General features: G+C 69.6%; 19 protein-coding genes. 11 read left to right on the forward strand and 8 right to left on the reverse strand.

Features of this window, described 5'->3' with window-relative positions:
* Positions 1-154 precede the first annotated feature (154 nt).
* From IGS68_RS33170 to IGS68_RS33185, 4 genes are all read left to right on the forward strand, one after another.
* Positions 155-1,651: an O-antigen ligase family protein gene (locus IGS68_RS33170; protein ID WP_201083072.1), complete on the forward strand. Its 1,497-nt coding sequence runs from the start codon at positions 155-157 to the stop codon at positions 1,649-1,651.
* Positions 1,648-2,628, forward strand: a complete 981-nt coding sequence (locus IGS68_RS33175) for a glycosyltransferase family 2 protein (RefSeq protein WP_247881502.1) — start codon at positions 1,648-1,650, stop codon at positions 2,626-2,628. Before IGS68_RS33170 ends, IGS68_RS33175 begins: the two co-directional genes overlap by 4 nt.
* The gene (locus IGS68_RS33180) at positions 2,625-3,743 is read left to right on the forward strand and encodes a hypothetical protein (protein ID WP_201083073.1); all 1,119 of its coding nucleotides are present in this window, start codon (positions 2,625-2,627) and stop codon (positions 3,741-3,743) included. Before IGS68_RS33175 ends, IGS68_RS33180 begins: the two co-directional genes overlap by 4 nt.
* A gap of 184 nt (positions 3,744-3,927) precedes the next feature.
* Positions 3,928-4,692, forward strand: a complete 765-nt coding sequence (locus IGS68_RS33185; protein WP_201083074.1) for a hypothetical protein — start codon at positions 3,928-3,930, stop codon at positions 4,690-4,692.
* 22 nt (positions 4,693-4,714) lie between these two features.
* On the opposite strand, the gene ppc is transcribed toward IGS68_RS33185, so the two are convergent.
* Complete coding sequence (gene ppc / locus IGS68_RS33190) at positions 4,715-7,531, reverse strand: phosphoenolpyruvate carboxylase (protein WP_201083075.1); 2,817 nt, start codon at positions 7,529-7,531, stop codon at positions 4,715-4,717.
* 170 nt (positions 7,532-7,701) lie between these two features.
* Here ppc and IGS68_RS33195 point away from each other — a divergent pair, with 170 nt between their 5' ends.
* A complete protein-coding gene (locus IGS68_RS33195; RefSeq protein ID WP_201083076.1) occupies positions 7,702-8,655 on the forward strand; it encodes an aminotransferase class IV in 954 nt (317 codons plus the stop codon).
* 36 nt (positions 8,656-8,691) lie between these two features.
* Positions 8,692-9,933 carry a dienelactone hydrolase family protein gene (locus tag IGS68_RS33200; RefSeq protein WP_201083077.1) on the forward strand — a complete coding sequence of 414 codons (1,242 nt, stop codon included), beginning with the start codon at positions 8,692-8,694 and terminating at the stop codon, positions 9,931-9,933.
* A gap of 10 nt (positions 9,934-9,943) precedes the next feature.
* Here the strand turns inward: IGS68_RS33200 and IGS68_RS33205 are convergent, their stop codons facing one another.
* Positions 9,944-10,099, reverse strand: a complete 156-nt coding sequence (locus IGS68_RS33205) for a hypothetical protein (RefSeq protein ID WP_201083079.1) — start codon at positions 10,097-10,099, stop codon at positions 9,944-9,946.
* Between the two features lie 168 nt (positions 10,100-10,267).
* Between IGS68_RS33205 and IGS68_RS33210 the strand changes: the two genes are divergently transcribed.
* Positions 10,268-11,368 carry an extracellular catalytic domain type 1 short-chain-length polyhydroxyalkanoate depolymerase gene (locus tag IGS68_RS33210; protein ID WP_201083081.1) on the forward strand — a complete coding sequence of 367 codons (1,101 nt, stop codon included), beginning with the start codon at positions 10,268-10,270 and terminating at the stop codon, positions 11,366-11,368.
* Between the two features lie 136 nt (positions 11,369-11,504).
* Here the strand turns inward: IGS68_RS33210 and IGS68_RS33215 are convergent, their stop codons facing one another.
* The 3 genes from IGS68_RS33215 to IGS68_RS33225 form a co-directional block, all read right to left on the reverse strand.
* Positions 11,505-11,915 carry a hypothetical protein gene (locus IGS68_RS33215; RefSeq protein WP_201083083.1) on the reverse strand — a complete coding sequence of 137 codons (411 nt, stop codon included), beginning with the start codon at positions 11,913-11,915 and terminating at the stop codon, positions 11,505-11,507.
* The gene (locus IGS68_RS33220) at positions 11,905-12,837 is read right to left on the reverse strand and encodes a helix-turn-helix domain-containing protein (protein WP_201083085.1); all 933 of its coding nucleotides are present in this window, start codon (positions 12,835-12,837) and stop codon (positions 11,905-11,907) included. The genes IGS68_RS33215 and IGS68_RS33220 overlap by 11 nt, the downstream gene beginning before the upstream one ends.
* 244 nt (positions 12,838-13,081) lie before the next feature.
* Complete coding sequence (locus IGS68_RS33225; RefSeq protein WP_201083087.1) at positions 13,082-13,981, reverse strand: replication initiator protein A; 900 nt, start codon at positions 13,979-13,981, stop codon at positions 13,082-13,084.
* A 495-nt stretch (positions 13,982-14,476) separates the two neighbouring features.
* On the opposite strand from IGS68_RS33225, the gene IGS68_RS33230 reads away from it, so the two are divergent.
* A complete protein-coding gene (locus IGS68_RS33230; protein ID WP_201083089.1) occupies positions 14,477-14,776 on the forward strand; it encodes a hypothetical protein in 300 nt (99 codons plus the stop codon).
* A gap of 36 nt (positions 14,777-14,812) precedes the next feature.
* Here IGS68_RS33230 and IGS68_RS33235 read toward each other — a convergent pair whose 3' ends face one another.
* Positions 14,813-15,343, reverse strand: coding sequence for a vitamin K epoxide reductase family protein (locus tag IGS68_RS33235; protein ID WP_201083092.1), 531 nt, complete (start codon positions 15,341-15,343; stop codon positions 14,813-14,815).
* A gap of 282 nt (positions 15,344-15,625) precedes the next feature.
* Between IGS68_RS33235 and IGS68_RS33240 the strand changes: the two genes are divergently transcribed.
* Both IGS68_RS33240 and IGS68_RS33245 read left to right on the forward strand, forming a co-directional pair.
* Positions 15,626-16,195 (forward strand): PRC-barrel domain-containing protein, encoded by a 570-nt coding sequence (locus IGS68_RS33240; protein WP_201083094.1) that lies wholly within the window; start codon positions 15,626-15,628, stop codon positions 16,193-16,195.
* 96 nt (positions 16,196-16,291) lie between these two features.
* Complete coding sequence (locus tag IGS68_RS33245) at positions 16,292-17,068, forward strand: O-methyltransferase (RefSeq protein WP_201083095.1); 777 nt, start codon at positions 16,292-16,294, stop codon at positions 17,066-17,068.
* A gap of 6 nt (positions 17,069-17,074) precedes the next feature.
* Here the strand turns inward: IGS68_RS33245 and IGS68_RS33250 are convergent, their stop codons facing one another.
* The gene (locus IGS68_RS33250; RefSeq protein WP_201083096.1) at positions 17,075-17,548 is read right to left on the reverse strand and encodes a methyltransferase family protein; all 474 of its coding nucleotides are present in this window, start codon (positions 17,546-17,548) and stop codon (positions 17,075-17,077) included.
* A 213-nt stretch (positions 17,549-17,761) separates the two neighbouring features.
* On the opposite strand from IGS68_RS33250, the gene IGS68_RS33255 reads away from it, so the two are divergent.
* A complete protein-coding gene (locus IGS68_RS33255; RefSeq protein WP_201083097.1) occupies positions 17,762-18,577 on the forward strand; it encodes a YsnF/AvaK domain-containing protein in 816 nt (271 codons plus the stop codon).
* A gap of 530 nt (positions 18,578-19,107) precedes the next feature.
* Here IGS68_RS33255 and IGS68_RS33260 read toward each other — a convergent pair.
* On the reverse strand, positions 19,108-20,787 hold the full coding sequence (locus tag IGS68_RS33260) for a M20/M25/M40 family metallo-hydrolase (RefSeq protein WP_201083098.1): 1,680 nt from the start codon (positions 20,785-20,787) through the stop codon (positions 19,108-19,110).
* Positions 20,788-21,018 lie beyond the last annotated feature (231 nt).

Here is a 21,018-nt window from a genome sequence, read left to right on the forward strand (position 1 = left end):
ATCCCGAAGACTCCGCGGGCGTTCCGGCCGGTTTCTTCTTCGGACTAATCTTCTTTCCTCGCCCGTCCGGACACTCCGCCTGTGATATTCGAGAGACCGTGCCGTCGCCCGGTCCGGCGATGGCATCGGCCTGCAAATATTCGGGAAGCGGTGAATGACGGCGTACAGCATGGTTCCTCCCCAGGGTCCGCCCCCGGGTTCACCCAGGGCCCGGCGCGACCGGCAGCTCAAGCTGACGGTGCCGGTCAGCCTGTTCTTCGTCGGCGGCTTCTGGGCCATCGTGCTGCTGTCCTGCGCGGCGGGGCTGACGGGGGCCACCCGGTTCTTCTATACGCCGCTCGCCTTCGTGATCGGCGCCTTCCTGTTCGTGCGGTTTCCGGCGGCCTACCTTGTCCATCTCTGGTGGATCTGGTTCCTGACGCCGTTCGTGCGCCGGGTGGTCGATTTCAAGTCGGGCTGGACCGAGTTCAGCCCGATCATGCTGGCGCCCTACGTGGTCAGCCTGCTGATGCTGGTCACCGTGATCCGGTTCCTGCCCCGGCTCAACCAGCGCGACATGTTCCCCTTCGTGCCGATCCTGGTGGCGCTGTCGCTGGCCTACCCGGTCGGCGTGATGAACGCCGGCTTCAGCCCGGCCTCGTTCGACGTGCTGAACTGGGTCCTGCCGGTGGTCATGGGCATCCACATCGCCTTCAGCTGGCGCAGCTACGAGAAGCTGAAGGTCTCGACCGAGCAGGCGTTCCTGATGGGGGCGGCCGTGCTCGGCGCCTACGGCATCTACCAGTTCTTCTTCCTGGCGCCGTGGGACGCGTTCTGGATGCGGGTCGTGCAGATGGACTCGATCGGCAGGCCGGCGCCCATGGAGGTGCGGATCTTCGGCACGCTGAACTCCCCCGGCCCCTACGCCAACATGCTGGCGGTCAGCCTGCTGATCGTGCTGGGCGCCCGCGGGCGCCTGCCCTTCCTGGCCGGAATCCCGGCGATCGTGGCGCTGCTGCTGTCGCTGGTCCGGGCCGCCTGGATCGGCTTCGGCGCCGGCCTGTTCATCATGCTCGCCAAGATGGACATGTCCCGCCGCGCCAAGCTGATCGCGGCCGTGGCGCTGACCGTCGTCCTGTCGCTGCCGCTGCTGTCGGTCGAGGAGGTCTCCAAGACGGTGACGACCCGGATCGAGAGCATGATCGGCGACAAGGCGCAGGACGACCAGAGCTTCAAGGACCGCGTCCACTTCTTCCAGACCTTCGTCGAGGACGCCCTGTCCAACCCGATCGGCCAGGGGATCGGCGCCACCGGCGTCGCGACCAAGATCTCCAACAACGGCAAGATGGGCGAGCTCGGCGTGATCGACAGCGGCCTGCTGGAAGTGCCGTTCGTGCTCGGCTGGCTGGGCGGCGCCCTGTACCTGTCCGGCGTGGCGCTGCTGGTCACCGCCACCTTCAAGCGACGCTGGAGCCGCCAGGACGGCTTCGTCACGGTCGCGGAATCGGTGGCCCTGTCGATCCTGGTCCAGATGGTCTTCACGAACATGCTGACCGGCTTCATCGGCACCCTGTTCTGGAGCTTCATCGGCTTCTCGATCGCGGCCGAGCGGCATTGGGCCTCCCAATCCTCCACCGCCAGATCCTCCAGCCGCGGAGCCTCCGCACCATGAAGACCACGATGAAGATCAGCGTCCTTGTTCCCTCCTACCGGCGCCCGCAGGACCTTGCCCGGTGCCTGGCCGGCCTCGCCCGGCAGCGCCGCCCGGCCGACCAGATCGTCGTCGTCGCCCGCGACGGCGACGGCGAGACCATCGATACCGTCCGGCGCTTCGCCCCCCTGTTCGCCCCGAACACGCCGCCCGACCTGATCCTGGTCGACCAGCCCGGCGTCATCCACGCCATGGCGGCCGGACTCGACCATGTCCGGGGCGAGGTCGTCGCCATCACCGACGACGACGCGGTTCCCCATGCCGACTGGCTGGAGCGGATCGAACGCACCTTCGCCGAATCGGTGAAGGTCGGCGGCGTCGGCGGGCGCGACCTGATCCCGGGGGAACTGGGCGAGCCGGGCGGCCTGCACGAGAAGGTCGGCCTGGTCCAGTGGTGGGGCCGCGTGGTCGGCAACCACCATCTGGGATGCGGCGGCCCTCGCCGGGTCCAGGTGCTGAAGGGCGTCAACTGCGCCTACCGGACCGGGCTGCTGCGCAAGGCGGGATTCGACCGGCGGCTGAAGGGAGCCGGCGCGCAGGTCCATTTCGAGCTGGGCATCGGCCTGGACCTGATCGGGCGGGGCTGGCAGCTGGTCTACGACCCGGCGATCCTGGTCGACCACTTCCCCGCGCCGCGCCAGGATTACGACAGGCGCAACAGCTTCAACGCGCGGGCGGTCAGCGACGCCGTCCACAACGAGACCTTCCTGCTGCTCAATCACCTGCCGCCCGTCCGGCGGGCGGCGCTGCTGGCGTGGTCGCTGGCCTGCGGGACGCGGAACGCGCCGGGACTGCTCTGTCTGGCGCTGGAAGCCCGCTCCGACCGCCGCCTTGCCCTCGACCGCTGGCGCGCGACCCTGCGGGGCCGGATGGAAGGATTGGCCAGCTGGCGCCGCGAACGGACGCCGCGCGGCATGCCGCTGGCCGCCAGCCCATGAAGCCCCCGCCCACGACGGACCCGGGGATCAACCGGCGCTCCTTCCTGAAAGCCGGCCTGAAGGCCGGCGCCAAGGCGGGGGGCATGGCCTGCCTGGTCCCGATCGCGTCGTCCGCGGTCCTGTCCCAGGGCCGGGCGGGGGAGGAGATGGGCGGAACGCCGGTCCACCGCCTTCGCCTCGGCGCGGCGTGGCCGCTCTACGGCAACCTGCTCGGCCTCTCCACCCGGCGCCTCGCCCAGCGTATCCGGTGGCTGAGCGCCGGGTCCGTCGCGGTCGAGCTGGTGGATATCGGGACCGCCAGCCTGCCCGCGCTCGACGACATCGCGCGCATCCCCGTCGACGCCTGGCACTCGGCCGCCCACCTGTGGCCCGAGGCGCCGCCGGCCTGGACCCTGTTCGGCATGCAGATGTTCGGGATGACGGCGCCGGAGATCCGGGTCTGGCGCAACACGTCGCCGGGGCGGGGCGTCCGCGAGGACCAGGCCGGACGCTCCGGCCTCGCGGTCTGGTTCACCGGCGAGGTCGCGGCCGGCGGGATGGCGGTGCGGGACCATGCCTGGCCCGATGCGGGCAGGATCGCCTGCAGCCCCGGCTCCGCCGCCGTCTGGGAGCGGCTCGGGTTCGACGCCGTGCCGATGACCCCGGCGGCGGCCCTGGGCGCCGTCGTGAACGGCGAGGCGGTCGCGGCGGAGGTGCCGCCGCTGCTCGCCGGCCCCGCCCGGCGGCTCGGCGACGCCGGGCTCCGCTATGTCCGCTTCGGCGCCTTCTCGCCGGGGCTGGCGACCGAGCTGCTGGCGAAATCCGCCGTGCTCGACCGGCTTCCGGCCGGCATGGAGGGCTGGCTCGTCCAGGCCTGCGCCGAGGAGGCAACCGCCCTGGCCGCCGAGGCTATCCAGGAGGAGCAAAGCTGGATGCAGGACGCCGGGCGCGCCGGGCTGCTGGTCGAGGCCCCTGCCGAGATCGTGGTGAAGGGGGGCAGGACCGTCGGCGACATGCTGCGCTCGCTGGAAACCGACGCCCTCTCCCATGACGTGGTCGGTGCCTACCGCAAGGTCCGCCGGAACCTGGGAACGACCGCGGCGGGCTGCTGCGCCATGCATGGCGCATTTGGGTAAAATTTTATGGACTAGCGCCTTAGCGTCGCTTTCCGGCGGCGGGCGCTTCTCTTACTTTCGTCTGAAACCGCTTCAACCCTGGTGCGTAACAGTGAAACCTTCGAGATTGAACGCCGTCATCAAGGAGAAACGCCTTCAGCGAACGCTGGGGCGCTTCGGATCCGTCAGGCGGATACAGGGCCTGATGTCCACTCTCTACCAGATCGCGGCCCCCAACCAGGACCATCTGGATCCCCGCGGACAGAATGCCTCCCTGTTCACGACGATGGACGTCGAGCAGGTCGCCCTGCAGGTCAAGCGGGACGGGCTCGCCCTTGGGCTCCGGCTGCCGGAAGACCTCCGGCACGCGCTGGCCGAGTTCGGCACCACCACCCCGGTCAAGCCCTGGGGCGCCAGGGAAGGGGTGCCGCTGGAAGCGGTCGCGGGCGGCAGGTTGCCGAGCGGCGAGCCGGTCGCCGTCGCCGAGACGGTCGACCTGGACCGGTGCGAGGCGGTCCGGAGGATCACCCACGACCCGAAGCTCCTGCTGCTCGGCAAGCGGGTCCTGGGGTTCAACCCGCAAGGGATCGAGGCGTCGCTGCGCTGGTCGTTCCCGACCAACCTGCCGCCCACCCAGCACAACGACATCGACCTGGCGAGCCGCTGGCACTACGACGTGATCGGCAAGAACTCGGTATCGCTGTTCTTCTACATCCTCAAGGGGAACGACGACCTGGACGGGGCGCATGCGACGATATTGGGCTCCCACCGCAGGAAGAAGGTGTCGATGCTGTTCCGGCCCAGCACGACGATCAGCGAGGCCGAGCTGATGCGCTACTACGGCCCCGGCCAGGTCGTGGTCGCCACCGGCGAGCCCGGCGACGGCTTCGCCGAGGACCCCAACACCTTCCACCGCGCCATGCAGCCGATCTCCTCGGCCCGCCTCGTCCTGCTGATCCGCTACACCTGAGCCGTCCTCCCCGCCGCCGTTCCTACCCGCTGTTCCGCAGCCCCGCGGCGATCCCGTTGATGGTCAGCTGGATGCCGCGCAGGACGTATTCCTCCTCGCTCCGGCCGCGGTGGCGGCGCAGCAGCTCGACCTGCACGTGGTTCAGCGGGTCCAGGTAAGGGAACCGGTTCCGGATGGAGCGGGCCAGCAGGGGGTTGCCCCGGAGCAGGCCGTCCTGTCCGGTGATCGCCAGCAGGGCGTCGATGGAGGCCTGCCACTCCGCCCGGATACGCTCGAAGACGGTGCGGCGCAGGTCCGGGTCGGTGACCAGTTCGGCGTAGCGCGACGCGATCGCGATGTTGCTCTTGGCCAGCACCATGTCCATGTTCGACAGCAGGGTCTGGAAGAACGGCCAGTCCCGGTGCATCGACCGCAGCATGGCCATGCCGCCGTCCGGCCCGTCCCCCGGATGGTCGGCGAGCCAGGCCCGGACCGCCGAGCCGAAGCCGTACCAGCCCGGCAGCATCAGCCGGCATTGGGCCCAGCTGAACACCCAGGGGATCGCGCGCAGGTCCTCGATGCTGCGGGTCTTCTTCCGGGACGAGGGCCGGCTGCCGATGTTCAGGCTGGCGATCTCGGTGATCACCGTCGATTCCCAGAAGTAATCCTCGAAGCCCCGGGTCCCGTAGACCAGGTCGCGGTAGGCCTCGAAGGCGTGACCGGACAGCTCCTCCATCGCCGCCAGGTACTCCTCGCGGGGCGCCGCGGCGTCGGGGTGGAGCAGCGTCGCCTCCAGCGTCGCGGCGGCCAGGGTCTCCAGGTTGCGGCGGCCGACCTCGGCATTGGAATATTTGCCGGAGATCGTCTCGCCCTGCTCGGTGATCCGGATCTGCCCCTGCACGGCGCCGCCCGGCTGCGCCAGGATCGCCTGGTAGCTGGGGCCGCCGCCGCGCCCGACCGACCCGCCCCGGCCGTGGAACAGGCGCAGCCGGACGCCGTGCCGGCGGAACACCTCGACCAGACCGATCTCCGCCTTGTACAGCTCCCAGCCCGACGTCACGAACCCGCCGTCCTTGTTGCTGTCGGAATATCCCAGCATCACCTCCTGCTCCAGGCCGCGGCTCTCCAGCAGGCTCCGGTATGCCGGCAGCGACAGCAGGCGGTCCATGATCCGGGTGGAATTGCGCAGGTCCCCGATCGTCTCGAACAGCGGGATGATGTTGACGCCCAGCGCGCCGCCGAGCGGCCGGAGCAGCCCGACCTCCTTCAGCAGGAGCGCCACCTCCAGCATGTCCGACACGCCGTCCGCCTTGGAGATGATGCAGTTCGGCATCGACGCGGCGCCGTACCTGCGGTGCGCGTCGGCCGCCATGCGCAGGATAGCCAGCTCGCCGGCCGTCTCCTCCGAATAGTCGATGAACGGGGACGCCAGCGGCCGGGCGGTCTTCAGCTCCTCCAGCAGCAGGGCGATGCGCGCCTCCTCGTCGAGGCCGGCATAGCCGGTGCCCGGGGCGGCGCTCTCCAGCAGTTCCCCGACCGTGCGTTCATGCACGTCGGAGTTCTGGCGCAGGTCCAGGCTGGCGAGGTGGAAGCCGAACACCGCGACGGCGTAGCGGAGCTGGCGCAGCCGGCCGCGGGCCAGCACCTCCGACCCGTTGCCCGTCAGGGAGTCGTGGATGACGTCCAGTTCGGCCTTCAGCTCCGAGGCGTCGGCATAGGGCGGCGCCTCGCCGACCGCGTGGCGCAGCACCTCGGCCTGCCCCAGCGCCCGCGCGGTGGCGGCCAGCCGGGCGTAGATGCCGGTCAGGGCGCGGCGGTAGGGTTCGTCCTGGCGGTTGGGCGAACGGTCCGGCGACCGGTCCGCCAGATCGCGGAGCGCGTCGGAGACGGTGACGTTCCGCCGGTTCAGCGACAGCTCCCCGCCCAGCGCGTGGGCCTCGTCCAGGTAGAAGGCGAGCGCCCGGGTGCTCTGCAGCCGCATGGTCCGGGCGACCACGTCGGCGGTCACGAAGGGATTGCCGTCCCGGTCGCCGCCGATCCAGCTCCCCATCCGCAGGAAGGGCGGCACCTCGGCCGGGCGCCGGTCGGGGCGCAGCGTGGCCAGCCGGTCCTCGAGCTGGGCGTAGAAGCGCGGCAGCTCCCGCAGGAAAGTCTGGTCGTAGAAGGAAACGCCGTTCTGGACCTCGTCGATCACCGTGCGCTTGGTCCAGCGCAGCAGGCTGGTCTGCCACAGGGTCAGCACGGCGCGGCGCATGGCCTCGTCGCAGGCCTCGGTCTCTTCCGGCGTCATCCGGCCCCGCTCGCGCTCCGCCAGGAGCTGCGCCAGGTCCATCTCCCGGTTCAGCGAGCTCTTGCGGCGCACCTCCGTGGGGTGGGCGGTCAGCACCGGGCAGACCAGCGCCTCCCTGAAGAAGGCTTCCAGCCGCTCGATCCCGATCCCGGTCTCCTGCGCCCGGCCGAGCGCATGGCCGATGGTGCCGGGCCGCGGCGCCGACCCGGCCAGGTCATGGGCGCGGGTCCGGCGGATATGGTGCTGGTCCTCGGCGATGTTGGAGAGGTGGGAGAAATAGCTGAAGGCGCGGATGATCCGCGTGGTCTGCCGCGGCGTCATGCCGTTCAGCAGGTCCTCCAGTTCGCGCCGGGCCGCCTGGTCCTGGTCGCGGTGGAAGCGGATGGAAGTCTGGCGGACGCCCTCGACCAAGTCGAACACCGCGTCGCCCTCCTGCGACCGGATCGTGTCGCCCAGGATGCGCCCGAGCAGGCGGATGTCGTCGCGGAGCGGAATGTCCTTCTCGGGCACTTCGACTTGCCCGTCAGCCGGGCTACCGGTCTGCCCTATGGTCTGGTTGATCTCCCGCATGGTCGATGCCTCCCCTTCGCTTCCCGGATTGCCGGGGAGGAGTCTACCCGGCGGCAATCCGCCGCACCATCCCCTCCGTGCTGCGCTGCGGCATTATTCCGGCGATGCGAAGGACATTGTCATGCCGGCTTCTGCTGCCGCAGGATACGACTGTACGACAAGGAGCCGAAATGACGGAAGATTCCCCCTCCCCCTACGCCGCCGGCGCCGCCTATGTGGACGGCCGCTACATGCCCGTCGGGCAGGCCTCGATCCCGCTGACCGACTGGGGCTATCGCCGTTCCGACGTGACCTACGACGTGGTCGGCGTCTGGGAGGGAGCGTTCTTCCGCCTGGACGACCATGTCAGGCGCTTCCGGGCATCCATGGACTTCCTCCGCATGAAGCCGGCCGAGAGCGACGACCAGATCAAGGAGATCCTGGAACGGCTCGTCCGCCTGTCCGGCCTGCGCTCCGCCTATGTCGCGATGGACTGCCTGCGCGGCGTCCCGGCCCCGGGCATGCCCCGGCATCCGGCCTATGCTCGCAACTACATCGCCGCCTTCGCGGTGCCCTGGGTCTCGGTCGCGGGGGCCGACATGTGCGAGCGCGGGCTCCACCTGATGATCGCCGAGACCCGTCGCATCCCGCCGGAATCGGTCGAGCCCCGCGTCAAGAACTTCCACTGGGGCGACCTCACCCGCGGCCAGTTCGAGGCGCTGGACAAGGGTGCCGACTTCGCGGTGCTGCTCGACGCCGACGGCAACGTCACCGAGGGCGCCGGCTTCAACATCTTCAGCATCACCGACGGCCGCGTCGCGACGCCGGACCGGGGCGCGCTCGATGGCATCACGCGGCTGTCCATGATCGAGCTGTGCGCCGAACTGGGCATCCCGTGCGAGGTCCGGCCCGTCTCCGCCGCCGAGCTGCGCGACGCCGACGAGATCTTCGCCTGCACCACGGCCGGCGGCGTCATGCCGGCCTCCCGCATCGACGGCCGGATCATGGGCAACGACCGGCCGGGACCGATCTCGGTCCTGCTGCGCGACCGCTTCTGGGCCAGGCGCGCCGAGGGCTGGCACGCGACGCCGATCGACTATGAAAAAGCGGACCCCGCTATTGGCGTGCCGGCCGCGACCGGATAGACAGACCGTTCGACCAACTGACGATCGGGGGCGGACATGGGCGGTTTCATCGAGATCGAGGCCGAGGACGGCGAGCGGTTCCGGGCCTACAAGGCGGTGCCGGCCGCGGGCCATGGCCCGGCTATCATCCTGCTGCCGGAGATCTTCGGCATCAACGCGCATATCCGGGACGTGGCGGACTTCTATGCCGAGGAAGGCTATGTCGTGCTGGCGCCGGACCTGTTCTGGCGGCTGGAGCGGGACGTGGAGCTCGGCTACGAGGGCGCCGACCGGGAAAAGGCGCTCGACCTGATGAAACGCTTCGACCTGGACCAGGGGGTGCGCGACATCGGCGCCACCGTCGCCGCCGCCCGCGCCATGCCGGAGGTCGCCGGACCCGACGGCGGGAAGGCGGTCGGGGCGGTGGGCTTCTGCCTGGGCGGCCGCCTGGCCTATCTCGCCGCCGCGGGCTGCGGCGTGGATGCCGCCGTCGGCTATTACGGCGGGGGCATCGAGAAGCTGCTGGACGAGGCGGACCGCATCGCCTGCCCGCTTACCCTGCATTTCGGCGGAGCCGACCGGATCTCCCCGCCCGAGGTGATCGAGAAGATCCGCGCCGCCTTCGCGGGCCGGCCGGATATCGAGGTCTTCGTCTACCCGCAGGCCGGCCACGCGTTCAACCGGCCCGGCCCGCACTTCGACAAGCCGGCGGCGCTGATGGCGCATTCACGCTCGATCGCGATGCTGCGCAAGGCGATGGGGCCGCATTACGACCTGTCGGCGCTGTGGGACAAGCATTGCGAATACGAGTTCGCGACCCGCGACGTGGACGCCACCATGTCGACCATGGTGGCCGAACCCTATGTCAACCATATCCCGACCATGACGGGCGGGTACGGCTACAAGCAGCTTCACCGCTTCTACTCGAATCATTTCGTCCACGGGAACCCGACCGACACCAGGCTGATCCCGATCTCGCGCACTGTCGGCGCCGATCGCGTGGTGGACGAGATGCTGTTCTGTTTCACCCACGACCGCGAGATCGATTGGATGTTGCCCGGCATCCCGCCGACCGGCAAATATGTCGAGATTCCGCTGATCGCGATCATCAACTTCCGCGGCGACAAGCTGTACAACGAGCATATCTACTGGGATCAGGCGTCCGTCCTGGTGCAGATCGGCGTGCTCAAGCCGGACGGCCTGCCGGTGGCGGGGGTGGAGAGCGCGCGAAAGCTGGTCGATCCCGCCCTGCCGTCCAACACGCTGATGGCGCGCTGGACGGAAAGCGACGGCCGTTGAATGTCGGCGGTTACTGGTAGCCGCCTTCCTTGCGTTCTTCCGCGGCTTCCTCCTGAACCTCCTGGTTCACCTGTCCGCCCTTCTGGTTGCTGCCGTCGGCCTTGCCGGCGTCCGGCTTGCCGCCTGCGGGCTGGTTCTTGTCTTCGGTCCGGTTCTCATCGGCCATGGCGGCCTCCCGTGTGAATTGGCTGAACGGCGGGTCCGCCGGAGGGCGGACCCGCGGGAATGCCAACACGGGCGGGCTGGGAAAGTCACGGTGCGACCATCGGTACGGCATCCTGTTGAGGGTCGGGCTGCTATGGATCGGCCATGACCAGCGAGAGGGTGCGAAACCGTGCTGAGACAGGACGACGGGACGGGGCGGGACGGTGAACAGGGTCGGGAGACCGCCCGCCGCCTCGCCCGCGACGACGGTTTCGGACCCAACCCCGGCAATCTGGTCCTGTACAAGTTCGTGCCGGACGGACTCGAAGCGGGGGCGCCGCTGGTCGTCGTGCTGCACGGCTGCGGTCAGACCGCCGCCGGCTACGACGAGGGCGCGGGATGGTCGCGCCTGGCCGAACGCTGGGGCTTCGCCCTGCTCTATCCCGAACAGCGGCGGGAAAACAACCAGGGCGGCTGCTTCAACTGGTTCGAGCCGGGCGACATCGAGCGGGACGCCGGCGAGGCCGCGTCGATCCGCGCCATGGTCGAGCGGATGCGGCAGGTCCACGGCACCGACCCTTCCCGGACCTTCGTCAGCGGCCTGTCGGCCGGCGGCGCCATGGCGGTGGTCATGCTGGCGACTTATCCCGAGACCTTCGCCGGCGGCGGCGTCATCGCGGGATTGCCCTACAAGGCGGCGCTCGGACTGCGCGAGGCGCTGGGCGCGATGTTCCGCGGCCGCGCCAAGTCTCCGGCGGAATGGGGCGAACTGGTCCGGCAGGCTTCCGGCCACGAGGGTCCCTGGCCCGTCCTCTCGATCTGGCACGGCACGGCCGACCGGACCGTCGCCGCGATGAACGCGGCCGAACTGGCGAACCAGTGGGCCTGTCTGCACGGCGCGCCGGGTCCCGCCCGGGAGGGCGAAGTCGCCGGGCAGCGCCATCTTGTCCTGCACGACCGGAACGGACGGGCCGTGGTCGAACTGTACGAGATCGACGGCATGGCCCACGGCACCCCGATCGGTCCGGGGGAGGACGACGAGCCGCTGGGCGTCGCCGGGCAGTTCATCCTGGATGCGGGGATCTCCTCGACGTACCGGATCGCGCGTTTCTGGGGACTCGGCCCCCGGCAGGCGGAGCCCCGGACCGAGCCGCCCGCCGAAACCGCTCCCCCTGCGCGGATACCGGCCGAACCGGTCTTCGCGATCCGCAAGCCGGCCGGCGCCGGGTTGCCGGGGCGGATCGCCGGGCTTTGGGCCAGGATCAAGCGCGCCGTCTCCCGCAGGAGATAGAGGACAGGAAACACGGGGCTCGCGGCGGCATGATCGTCGGCTCCAGGGTCGGCATGCTGAACGCGATCCCGACCACGCCCCTGCACGACCGGCTGGCGGACCGCATGTCGAGGATCCCCGCCGCCGCGGTCAACTCCTATTGGCCTTGCCATCCCGCCCCCGCCCGCCGGATGCGCGCCTCCTCGTCCCACTGGCGCTTGAGCCGGACGGTTTCCAGCTTAAGCCGCAGGGATTCCAGCCGGTCCAGCCGGGCGCGGCGCTCCTCCAGGTCGGCCGCGATATGACGCCGGAAATCGGCCGGCTCGGGCAGCCGCCGGTAGGAGAACTGCTCCCACACGGCCCGGAACGCCTTGCGCCACAGGTCGCGCGGCCAGCTCGCCATCACCTCGATGTCCAACTCCAGCGCGATGTCGTCGGGAAGCGGGAAGCCCCGGCGGGATGCCAGCGTGGTCACGGCCGCGAGCACTTCGGCCGGATCGCCGGGCGCGAGATCGTCCCTGGCCCGCGCCAGGGCTTCCGGCAGGGCGTCGACCACCTCAGCGGGCATGTCCGGCAGATGGATCGCCGGCTCGTCGGCCCAGGAGTCGGTCCAGGCAGGCAGCCGCCCGTTCCCGATTGCGGTCGGCGATGTCCGGGTCCGGTCCGCGGCCGGCAGCGACCTGGGGTTTGCGCCCGCTTTCGGAGGGGAAGCGGCGAGAGTCACCACGTTGCCGGCCTGCTGGCGTGACGGTTTCATGCGTGCGGTTTCCATGGGAGCTCTCCTGGTCCGGGGATCGGCGGGCGTTCTGGGGGCAGGCGTTCTGGGAGTTGAGCAGGGGCAGGCCGCCCTTGGGTTCGAGCAGCCAGCGCCGCCACGCCGCCGACGGGTCGGCGTAGCGGTAGCCCTTGGCTTGGCAGGACAGGACGAAGCTTTCGGTGAAGGCCAGCACGTCCAGGTCGGGGTGCCGCGTCCGGGCCCAGGCCACGTCTGCCCCGGTCGGCACCCAGTCGGCAGCGACCGGGCGGGCCGCTTCCCGAACCGGCTGCGCCGACTCGCCCGCACCCGCCTTGCGAGAGTCCGTTGATTCGTCGTGATGACTCGTGTCAGCGGGCTCGACAGCGGCGTCAGGACCTTCCGACACCTCGGCAGCCGTCCCGATCCCCGGCCGCGTGCCGTCCCCGGCTTCCGCCCGGCGGGCCATGCCGTCCTGCAGCCGGTACCGGCTGGCCCGCTGGCGGCCCTCGATATACTGGCGGTCGTGCAGGATCAGGCCCTGCGCCTCCAGTTCGGCGATGGCGGCGTGGACCCAGGCGCGCGAGCGCTCCAGGTCGGAAGCGATGGTTTCCTGGCGCACCCAGATCCAGCCGACGCGGTCGGCATAGGTGGCGAGTGCGGCATAGACGGCTTTGGCAGCCACGGAGAGGCCGGGCCGGCGCATGACCGACGCGGCGACGGTTCCCCAGCGGCTGCCCACGGAGTGAGCACCCATGATGTCCCTGCGGAGTGTTGGTGTCCGCGGCGGGCGTACCCTCTGCGTTGCGGAAAACCCTGGCAGGCTTTCCGCTTGTCAGACGGGACCGGACTCGACTACTCTGCAGGTGTCTAGGCTACAGGTAAGCGGATCCGTCCGCCGCTTGTGTTCGGGGGAGGGCCCGCCCTGGCAGGCGGGCCTTTCCTTTTTCGCTATGTCATCCCTGCGTTCCCCTGTTTCCGGCGTCCCTGGTTCCGGGACCTCACAGCTCGGGATTCCAGAAGGGCAGCGCCGCGAAATCGCTCGGGCGGCCGGACGACCGGCGCCAGAAGATGACCGCGACATCCTTCAGCGGAATGCGTTCGGAGCCGTCCAGCGGACCGGCCTCCAGGCGTTTCTGGTTGGCCAGCGCGATGCCGAAGTCGGGCAGGCTGTCCGCCTCCAGCAACTGCTTGACCAGGTATTTGAAGCCCTTCAGCGGCGTCGAGCCGCCGACATGGGTCTTCAGGGATTCCAGGTTGATGCGGAACCCCTCGTTGCCGCCCATGTGGCTCCGGGCGATCTCGTAGATGCGCCGGGGCAGCGGGGCCAGCTCGAAGTAGCGCGAATTGTAGGTCAGCATCATGTCGTCGTGCAGGATGGCCCGGTAGAGCCAGTCGCACAGCTCGACCGTGATCGAGCGCATCGATTTCTTGCCGTCCTTGGTGGTGCGGTAGTTGATCTTGGCCTTCGAGATCCAGGAGAACCAGGCGTCCTCGCCCTCCCCGCCGGTCTCGATGTTGGTCTTGATCTGGGTGCCCTGCAGCCGGTCGATGCTCTCCCGGATCTGCTCGTAGGCGGAACCGCCGACCACCTTGCCCGACACGCGGCAGAAATCGTTGGCGGTGAAGGTGAACTTCTGCGCCGGCCGCTCTCCCTTGTCGATCTTCTCGCGCATCAGGCTGGCGATATAGATGATGAAGTCCTTGTCCACGACGTTGGCCATGCCGGAATAGCTCGGCTTGACCTCGATCCGGCGCAGGCCGTCATCATAGATGATGGGGTCCATCGACTTGCGGCTGGTATCCAGCGCGAAGAAGCCCCAGACCATCATCCGACGGTCATTGCTGACATCCCCGCGCAAGGGGCTGTCGAACAGGCCTAACTGGCGTCCTTCACTCATGGGTCCTCCTCATGGATGCATCATGCCACCGGCGGACCGCCCGTCCAGATGGTGAATGGCCCAGGTCAACCAAACGCCAGATCTTTTTCCCGCAGGTCAACCAAACGCCAACGCGACTCCGGGGCGAGTCAGGACCGAGGTGAACCAAACGCCAACCGCAGCCACGGCGAGGTGAACCAAAGGCCAACCCCGGCCCGGTTCAGGTCAACCAAAGGCCAACGCCGGCCGTGCGAATCGGCGCCGCTCCGGATATTTACCGTTGAATCGCGAAAAGGCGGTCGGGACTCGTGCCGTGACGGGCTCCCGGCCTTGGCGTTCGGTTGACCACCAGGCCCGGGACCGCGCCGCCGGGCGCCTGCGGCCTATCCCCCTTGGCGTTGGATTGACCTGCGGCCCGATCCGGCCGGCCGGCTTGGCGTTCGGTTGACCACTTGCGGCGATCGGTGGAAAATCGGGTCCGGGCGGAGACGTCGAGGACATAAGGACAAAAGGTAGATGGCAAGGACGACGGAACAGGATTTCATCGCGTCGCTCGATCGGGAACCGGCGCCGGCCGATCTTCCCCCGACGCTCCAGTCGATCAGGCACGGCCTGCGGGGCGAATGGGAACAGGCCCACGGCATCGTCCAGGGGCTCGACGGGGCCGATGCCGCCTGGATCCACGCGTGGCTCCACCGGATCGAGGGCGACCTGGACAATGCGGGCTACTGGTACCGGCGCGCCGGGCGCTCCCTGGCATCGGGCGGCACCGGCGAGGAGGGACGTCTGATCGCGGCCGAGCTGTTGTCCCGCTGAGCGGGGTCGCCCTCGGCCCGGGATGGGGCGGCGCGGTCAGTCCGTTCGTCCCAACCCGCGCAGCGCTTCCACGGCTTCGGGAAGGGACAGCGCCGCCGAGGCGAAGGACGCGGCGGTCGCGGTCTGGCAATAGGCGCAGAGCGCCCGGTTGTCGGCCCATTCCTCCCGCCCGAGCTTGACGGTCACCCCGGCGTCGTAGAGCGCCTTGGCGGCCAGCGCGATCGGCAGCCACGGGTCCGTCCGGGCGCGGTCCCGCCCGCCGGCTCCCGCCAGCAGGGCGGTCACGGCGTAGGTCGCAACCATCATCAGGCCGTCCGGCGTCTGCATGCGGCGATAGGCGTAGTCCGATGCATCGACCCCGCTGGAATCGAAGATGTCCACCGGCGGGTCCGGCAGGCGGCGCAGCACGCCGACCTGGTATAGCCCGACGATCTGGCCCATGGTCGCCCCCAGGCAGGACAGGCCGACGATCCAGCGCCGGCGGCGCAGGCGGGGGTCGTTCTCCGTCCGGAGCTGGCGGCTGAGCTGGCGCGGCGACGGCCGGGCGACCTGGTGTGCGGATCTCATGAAGCGTCGTTCCTTTCGGTTGGTGATACGCCCTTTCCTGTTGAACAGGCAGGCGCCGCTCCCGTCCCGCCTTTCCCCATGGCAAGGGGTAGGGAATATTCGTTTGATATTCGCTGCGGAAATGAAGATGATATCGTGCGGCATTGCAGCGATGGACCCGCTACGCACGAAACCGCGTTTTAATCCCGACTAAATTTTCAAATCGATATGGCACTGAAACTGGCGTTCGGTCGTTTATCTTCCCGAAAGCAACGTGCTGACAACAGCTTTGAGGAGGTCACCATGCGTTCGTCCATTCTTTGCACCGCGTCCATCCTTGCTCTTCTTGCCGGCCCCGCGCTTGCACAGACCACCGAAGGCACGGCTCCGGCCGATCCGGCGACCACCGCTCCCGGCATGGCGGTCGAAGCCCCGTCCGGCAGCTCCGCGATGGGGACGGCGCCCGACACTTCGGCCGAGGCGATGCGCGACCAGCCGGCCGATACCATGACCGACGCCACGGGCATGACGACGGCGGTCAGCGTCGACGAGATGATGGGCAAGACGGTCCGCGGCAGCGACGGCGAGTCCATCGGCTCGGTCGAGGACGTGATCATCGATCCGCAGTCCGGCGAGGCCCGGCATCTGGTCATCTCCAGCGGCGGCTTCCTGGGGATCGGCGCGAAGCAGATCGCGGTCGACATGACGACGGCCGAGCTGACCCGTCAGGACGACGACCTGTTGCTGCCGAACATGACCCAGGCCGACGTGGAGGCCCTGCCCGAGTTCGAGATGGAGGAAGGCATGGTGTCGTTCAACAACCGGCCCGACACCGCCGCGCCGGGTGCCGCGACCGGCACCACGACGCAGTGATCTCCTGCCCGGCTCCGCGCCCTCTCCCCCCGGGGAGGGGGCGCGGCTTTTCGATTCGATTTGCCCATATTGTCGTGCCCGTCGTACATAGGGTTCATGCCACTCATCGCTTCATACGCCATGGCGGTCACCCTCGTTGCCGCCTGGCTCGCCTGGCGCCTGCTTTCCCTGCGGGCGCGCCGCAAGAACCGGTCCGTCTTCGGACCCTGGCCGGTCCCGACCGTCGCCCTCGGCGCGTTCGATCCGGCCTTCAACGCCACCGAATTCGGTCCGGGGCTGGACGGCGAGGTGCATTTCATCAGCCAGGGCGACAGGCCGGCCGTGGGCGGCGTGTCCGACCTGGAAAGCTGGATATTGTCGGTGCTGGCGAAGCGCCGCACCCGGATCTTCGAGTTTGGCACCTGCACCGGCAAGACCACCTATCACCTTGCGCGCAACAGCCCCGCCGACGCGCGGATCGTCACGCTGACCCTGCCGCCGGAAGGGCACGGGGCCTACGCGGCGTCCGACAGGGACGACAAGGAGCATGGGGAGATCGCGCTTCGCGAATCCCGCTTCACGGAATTCCTGTACACGGGTACCGAAGCCGCCGGGAAGGTAGAGCAGCTCTACGGCGACAGCAAGGCGCTGGATGACGCACCCCATGCCGGCAGTTTCGACCTGATCTTCGTCGACGGGTCGCACGCCCATTCCTACGTGGTCAGCGACACGGAGAAGGCGCTGCGGATGGTAAGGCCGGGCGGCATCGTGCTGTGGCACGACTACCGGCCCAAGGTGCCGGGCGTGTTCCGGCACCTGAACGAGCTGTCGAAGCGGCTCCCCCTCGTCCATCTCGCCAGGACCTCGTTGGTGGCCTACCGCAAGCCGGGCTGAGGACGCTCACAGCCAGCGTCGGACGCGGCGCCGGTACTCCGGATACTCGGCCGGGAACTTGGCGGCGAGGTAGCGTTCCTCCCGGCCGATCACGCCGTACCGGATCACCGGCAGCAGCGGCACGAGCATGGCGAGCACCGGGACGCTGTCGAAACCGAGCGCGATCGCGGCCTGGAGCAGCGCCATGGCGAGATACATCGGGTTGCGCGTGCGGGCATAGATCCCGCCGGTGACCAGCGCGGTCGCCGGCTTCCACGGCTCCACATGGGTGCCGGCCCGCCCGAACAGCCGGATCGCCGCGGCGGCCAGCGCCAGGGCCGCGACGGCGAGCAGGCCGGCGAGCCCCAGGCGGAGACCGCCGGGCAGGCCGAACCCTACGGGGGCGACCCAGTGGTGAATCGCGAAGCCGATCGCGACGGCGCCCGCGAACAGCAGCGGCGGCGGCGCGATCACGCCGGGCTTGTCGGTTCCCGCGGTCATGCGGCGTTCCCTCCCCTTCCCGTCATCCCCAGGAGGACGATCCTGGCACGGTCCCGCCGGACCGTTCCAGCCCGTTCGTTCAGGTACCGGCATGCCTTATCCCCCGGCCGTTCCGCGGAACCTCGGGCGGTCCGTCATGTTTTTGTGCGGTGCGAAGTGGTCGGGCTGGAGCCAGCTCGACGTCAGCTATCGAATGACATAGGGGCGACTGGAATGACCACATCGATCATCGGACTTTTCGAAGACGGCGACATCGCCGCCGACGTGATCGGCGAGCTTGCCGGCGACGGTTTCGACAAGGAGGCGATGGAGATCCTGCAGGGCGCGCCCGCGGACGGGATTTCCGAACGCCTGCTGGAGGCCGGTTACGACGAGGGGCAGGCCCAGCGCTATGCCGACGCGATGCAGCGGGGCGGCGCGCTGGTGGTCGCCGAGACCGACGACGACAGGGCGGACGACGCCCTGGCCGTCATGCGCCGCTTCGGGGCGCTGACTCCGGAGGCGCTGGCCGAGCGTATGGACGAGCGCGCGGCGCGCGAGGCGGAGCAGGCCGAGGCGGAGCAGGAAGAGGAACAGGAAGAGGCGGAGCGCGCCCAGGTGATCGAGGAGGAGCTGGAGGTCGGCAAGGAGCGGACCACCGGCGGCAAGCGCCTGAAGGTGACGGTCAGCGAACGCGAGGTCGAGCAGACGATCAACCTGCGCGGCGAGAGCGTCGAGGTCGAGCGCAGCCGGGTGGATCGCGACCTGACCCCGGAGGAACTGGACCATGCCTTCGAGGAGCGCACCATCGAGATGACCGAGACCCGCGAGCGGCCGGTCGTCGCCAAGCGCGCCCACGTCGTCGAGGAAGTCGTCCTGACCCGGCACAGCAACGAGCACGAGGAGACCGTCAGCGGCACCGTGCGCCGCCAGGACGTGATGGTCGAGGACATGGGCTTCAGCGGCTCGTCGCAGGGGCGGTCCGGTTCGGCCAAGGCGGCGAAGCCGTCGAGGTCGAAACCTGCCCGGCCGAAGGCGCGGGAGGCCTGAGACGGGGGTGGCCCCCGGGGGGGCATGTCATCAAACGTCATGACGGCGGCGGCACCGGGAGTGCTTCGCTTTTCGTCCCTTTTCGTCATGCGCGGGCTTGACCCGCGGCTGTCCGGCACGGCGATTGCCAATCAACCCCAAGCTGATGCTCAGGATACTTCATCTTCCCTTTATCGTCATGCCCGGACTTGATCCGGGCATCTCCAGCCACGGAGCCTCGGTGAGACCTGCGAGACGATGGCCGGATCAAGTCCGGCCATGACGAAAAAGTGGTGTTTCCACCTGGAATTCAGGCTTGTGAGCGGCAGGCAACAAACGTGCCGGACAGTCGTGGGCTTGACCCGCGCATCCACGCGCAGACTGCCGTGGTGAAGCTTGCGCGAGGATGGCCGGGTCAAGCCCGGCCATGAAGAACATGAAGACCATGAAGAAATGGGGGTATTCTCGGCGCCTGGCGACGTGTCCGTGCGTCTGCTCCCCCCGGGGTCATGTCAGCGAATGTCATCAAACGGCGGCACGCCCCGGTTCCCCTATTCACGCTGCAAAGATCCGGCACCGGAGTCCTCCAGCGTCCGCCTCGCGATCCCGCCGACCAGGTCGGGCAGGACGTCGAAACCGTAGGAGACGCACAGGCGTTCCAGCGGGGTGTGGTAGTCGCGGCCCCAGGGTCCCGCGTTGACGATGGGGACTCCGCCGAGCGCCGGACCATCGGGCCAGGCGATGCCGGCGCCCCAGGGCGGGGTGTTGGCGGCGATGACGGGGATGGCGGCCTCGTCCGCCTGGCCCAGGAAGCTCATGTCCGAGATGCCGGGGAAATAGCGCAGAAGCCGGATCGTGGTGCCGTGGCGCCGGGCGACTTCGGCGGCGGCCTCGGCGCAGGCGGTTTCCAGCCGGCGCGCCGCCGGGTCTTCCCCCAGGCTGGTCGCGAGATACGGCATCGACGCGAAGCCCAGGACGATCGCGGGGCCGGACCGGCCGCTCAGGTCCCAGGCGCGTTCGGTGACGATCCGGCTCTGTTCCGGCAGGTCGAGGCCGCGCCCTGCGGCATCGCGGGCCGCCTCCGCCAGGGCTTCGGCGGCGGCCGGTCCCCGGCGCTCGACCTCCTGCCGGAGCACGTCGAAGGTCAGCACCGGCACTTCGCCCGCCGGGGTGCCGTGCCGCTCGCCGAGCCGGTCCGTGAAGCCGCGCGCCGCCCGGCCGGCGAGGCGCGCCACGATGCCCAGCACCTCGGCCGGGCCGCGCCGCTGGGTCATGACGTTCCAGAACATCCAGACCCGCTCGGGCGTGGTGACGTTGTAGCCCTGCTTGGTGTCCTTCATGCCGAGCAGGGTCACCCCGGCGGTGACCTCCTCCCCGCTGTCGCCCCGGGTGCGTTCCAGCAGGTCGGGCGCCCATTCCATCTCGGCCGCCAGAGCGCCGGCCAGCGCGCAGGCGCCCAGGCCGCGGAAGGCGTCGGAGGCGTGGGTCGCGCGGCCGACCACCAGGGCGCTGGGCAGAAGCTTGCCGATGGTGCCCAGGGCCACCGCCCGCCCCTCGCTGCCGTCGCCGTCCTCCACCAGGGCGTCCAGGTTGACCGCGGCGACGATCTCCAGCCCCCGGTCGCGGCCCAGGCCGGCCAGGGAGGCCGCGGCGGCGCGGGCGCCGTCGGAGTTGACCTCCTCGTCCGGCACGGCCAGGAACAGCAGGCTGCCCGGATAGTCCGGATCAGTCGCGGCCTCCTCCATCGCCGCCAGCCCGGCGGCGAGCCCGGCCTTCATGTCCAGCAGCCCGCGGCCGGGCAGGAAGTCCGGCCCGTCCAGGTCGGCGAACGCCAGCCGTTCCGCCGGGGTCGCCGCCTCCCGGCGCAGCCGTTCCGCCAGGGCGGTTTTCAGCGCCTCCGGCCGGCAGGCGAGGGGCGACAGGTCGCCGTAGTCGTCGATCCCCACGGTGTCGAAATGCCCGGTCAGCACGACGGTGCGCGGCCCCCTGCCCCGCAGCAGCGCGCAGACGCAGGCCCGCGCGTGCCGCCCGCCCGGCACGGGGATGGTCCAGACGTCGCCGGGCCGGCCGCCGGATCGATCGCCGAGCCTGCCGTCGAACAGGGGGCTGGCGCGCAGCAGGTCCACCAGCCGCCCGGCGAACCCGGCCTCGTCGGCGGTTCCGGTCACGCTGGGGATTTCCGTCAGGGCGATGGCCCAGCGGGCGGCGGCGGTACCGGGGAGTGTGCTCATGGAGTCGGTTCCGGCTTGCTGTTGGCGACGGGGCTGACGGGCGGGCCCGCTCGCCCGCGAGCATAGGGAGCATGCCGGGATGTGACCAGTACCTTGAGCTGTACCCGATCTGGTGGATCCGCCCGAGACAGTCGATCCGATGCGTTGCGCCACGGGCTCGACCGACGATCGTCGGCCCGCATCACCTCCGCCCTGCATCGAGCCGTAGGTTGCGCCCATGGCGCAACACGA

Origin of the sequence: Skermanella sp. TT6 (assembly GCF_016653635.2) — a bacterium.
In the GTDB taxonomy this organism is placed as follows: Bacteria; Pseudomonadota; Alphaproteobacteria; order Azospirillales; family Azospirillaceae; genus Skermanella; species Skermanella cutis.

Bases quoted from the DNA above. Each gene is read 5' to 3' on its own strand.
- IGS68_RS33170 (WP_201083072.1), top strand. From the start codon at position 155: ATGACGGCGTACAGCATGGTTCCTCCCCAGGGTCCGCCCCCGGGTTCA.
- IGS68_RS33175 (WP_247881502.1), top strand. From the start codon at position 1,648: ATGAAGACCACGATGAAGATCAGCGTCCTTGTTCCCTCCTACCGGCGC.
- IGS68_RS33180 (WP_201083073.1), top strand. From the start codon at position 2,625: ATGAAGCCCCCGCCCACGACGGACCCGGGGATCAACCGGCGCTCCTTC.
- IGS68_RS33185 (WP_201083074.1), top strand. From the start codon at position 3,928: ATGTCCACTCTCTACCAGATCGCGGCCCCCAACCAGGACCATCTGGAT.
- ppc (WP_201083075.1), bottom strand. From the start codon at position 7,531: ATGCGGGAGATCAACCAGACCATAGGGCAGACCGGTAGCCCGGCTGAC.
- IGS68_RS33195 (WP_201083076.1), top strand. From the start codon at position 7,702: ATGACGGAAGATTCCCCCTCCCCCTACGCCGCCGGCGCCGCCTATGTG.
- IGS68_RS33200 (WP_201083077.1), top strand. From the start codon at position 8,692: ATGGGCGGTTTCATCGAGATCGAGGCCGAGGACGGCGAGCGGTTCCGG.
- IGS68_RS33205 (WP_201083079.1), bottom strand. From the start codon at position 10,099: ATGGCCGATGAGAACCGGACCGAAGACAAGAACCAGCCCGCAGGCGGC.
- IGS68_RS33215 (WP_201083083.1), bottom strand. From the start codon at position 11,915: ATGCCCGCTGAGGTGGTCGACGCCCTGCCGGAAGCCCTGGCGCGGGCC.
- IGS68_RS33220 (WP_201083085.1), bottom strand. From the start codon at position 12,837: ATGGGTGCTCACTCCGTGGGCAGCCGCTGGGGAACCGTCGCCGCGTCG.
- IGS68_RS33225 (WP_201083087.1), bottom strand. From the start codon at position 13,981: ATGAGTGAAGGACGCCAGTTAGGCCTGTTCGACAGCCCCTTGCGCGGG.
- IGS68_RS33230 (WP_201083089.1), top strand. From the start codon at position 14,477: ATGGCAAGGACGACGGAACAGGATTTCATCGCGTCGCTCGATCGGGAA.
- IGS68_RS33235 (WP_201083092.1), bottom strand. From the start codon at position 15,343: ATGAGATCCGCACACCAGGTCGCCCGGCCGTCGCCGCGCCAGCTCAGC.
- IGS68_RS33240 (WP_201083094.1), top strand. From the start codon at position 15,626: ATGCGTTCGTCCATTCTTTGCACCGCGTCCATCCTTGCTCTTCTTGCC.
- IGS68_RS33245 (WP_201083095.1), top strand. From the start codon at position 16,292: ATGCCACTCATCGCTTCATACGCCATGGCGGTCACCCTCGTTGCCGCC.
- IGS68_RS33250 (WP_201083096.1), bottom strand. From the start codon at position 17,548: ATGACCGCGGGAACCGACAAGCCCGGCGTGATCGCGCCGCCGCCGCTG.
- IGS68_RS33255 (WP_201083097.1), top strand. From the start codon at position 17,762: ATGACCACATCGATCATCGGACTTTTCGAAGACGGCGACATCGCCGCC.
- IGS68_RS33260 (WP_201083098.1), bottom strand. From the start codon at position 20,787: ATGAGCACACTCCCCGGTACCGCCGCCGCCCGCTGGGCCATCGCCCTG.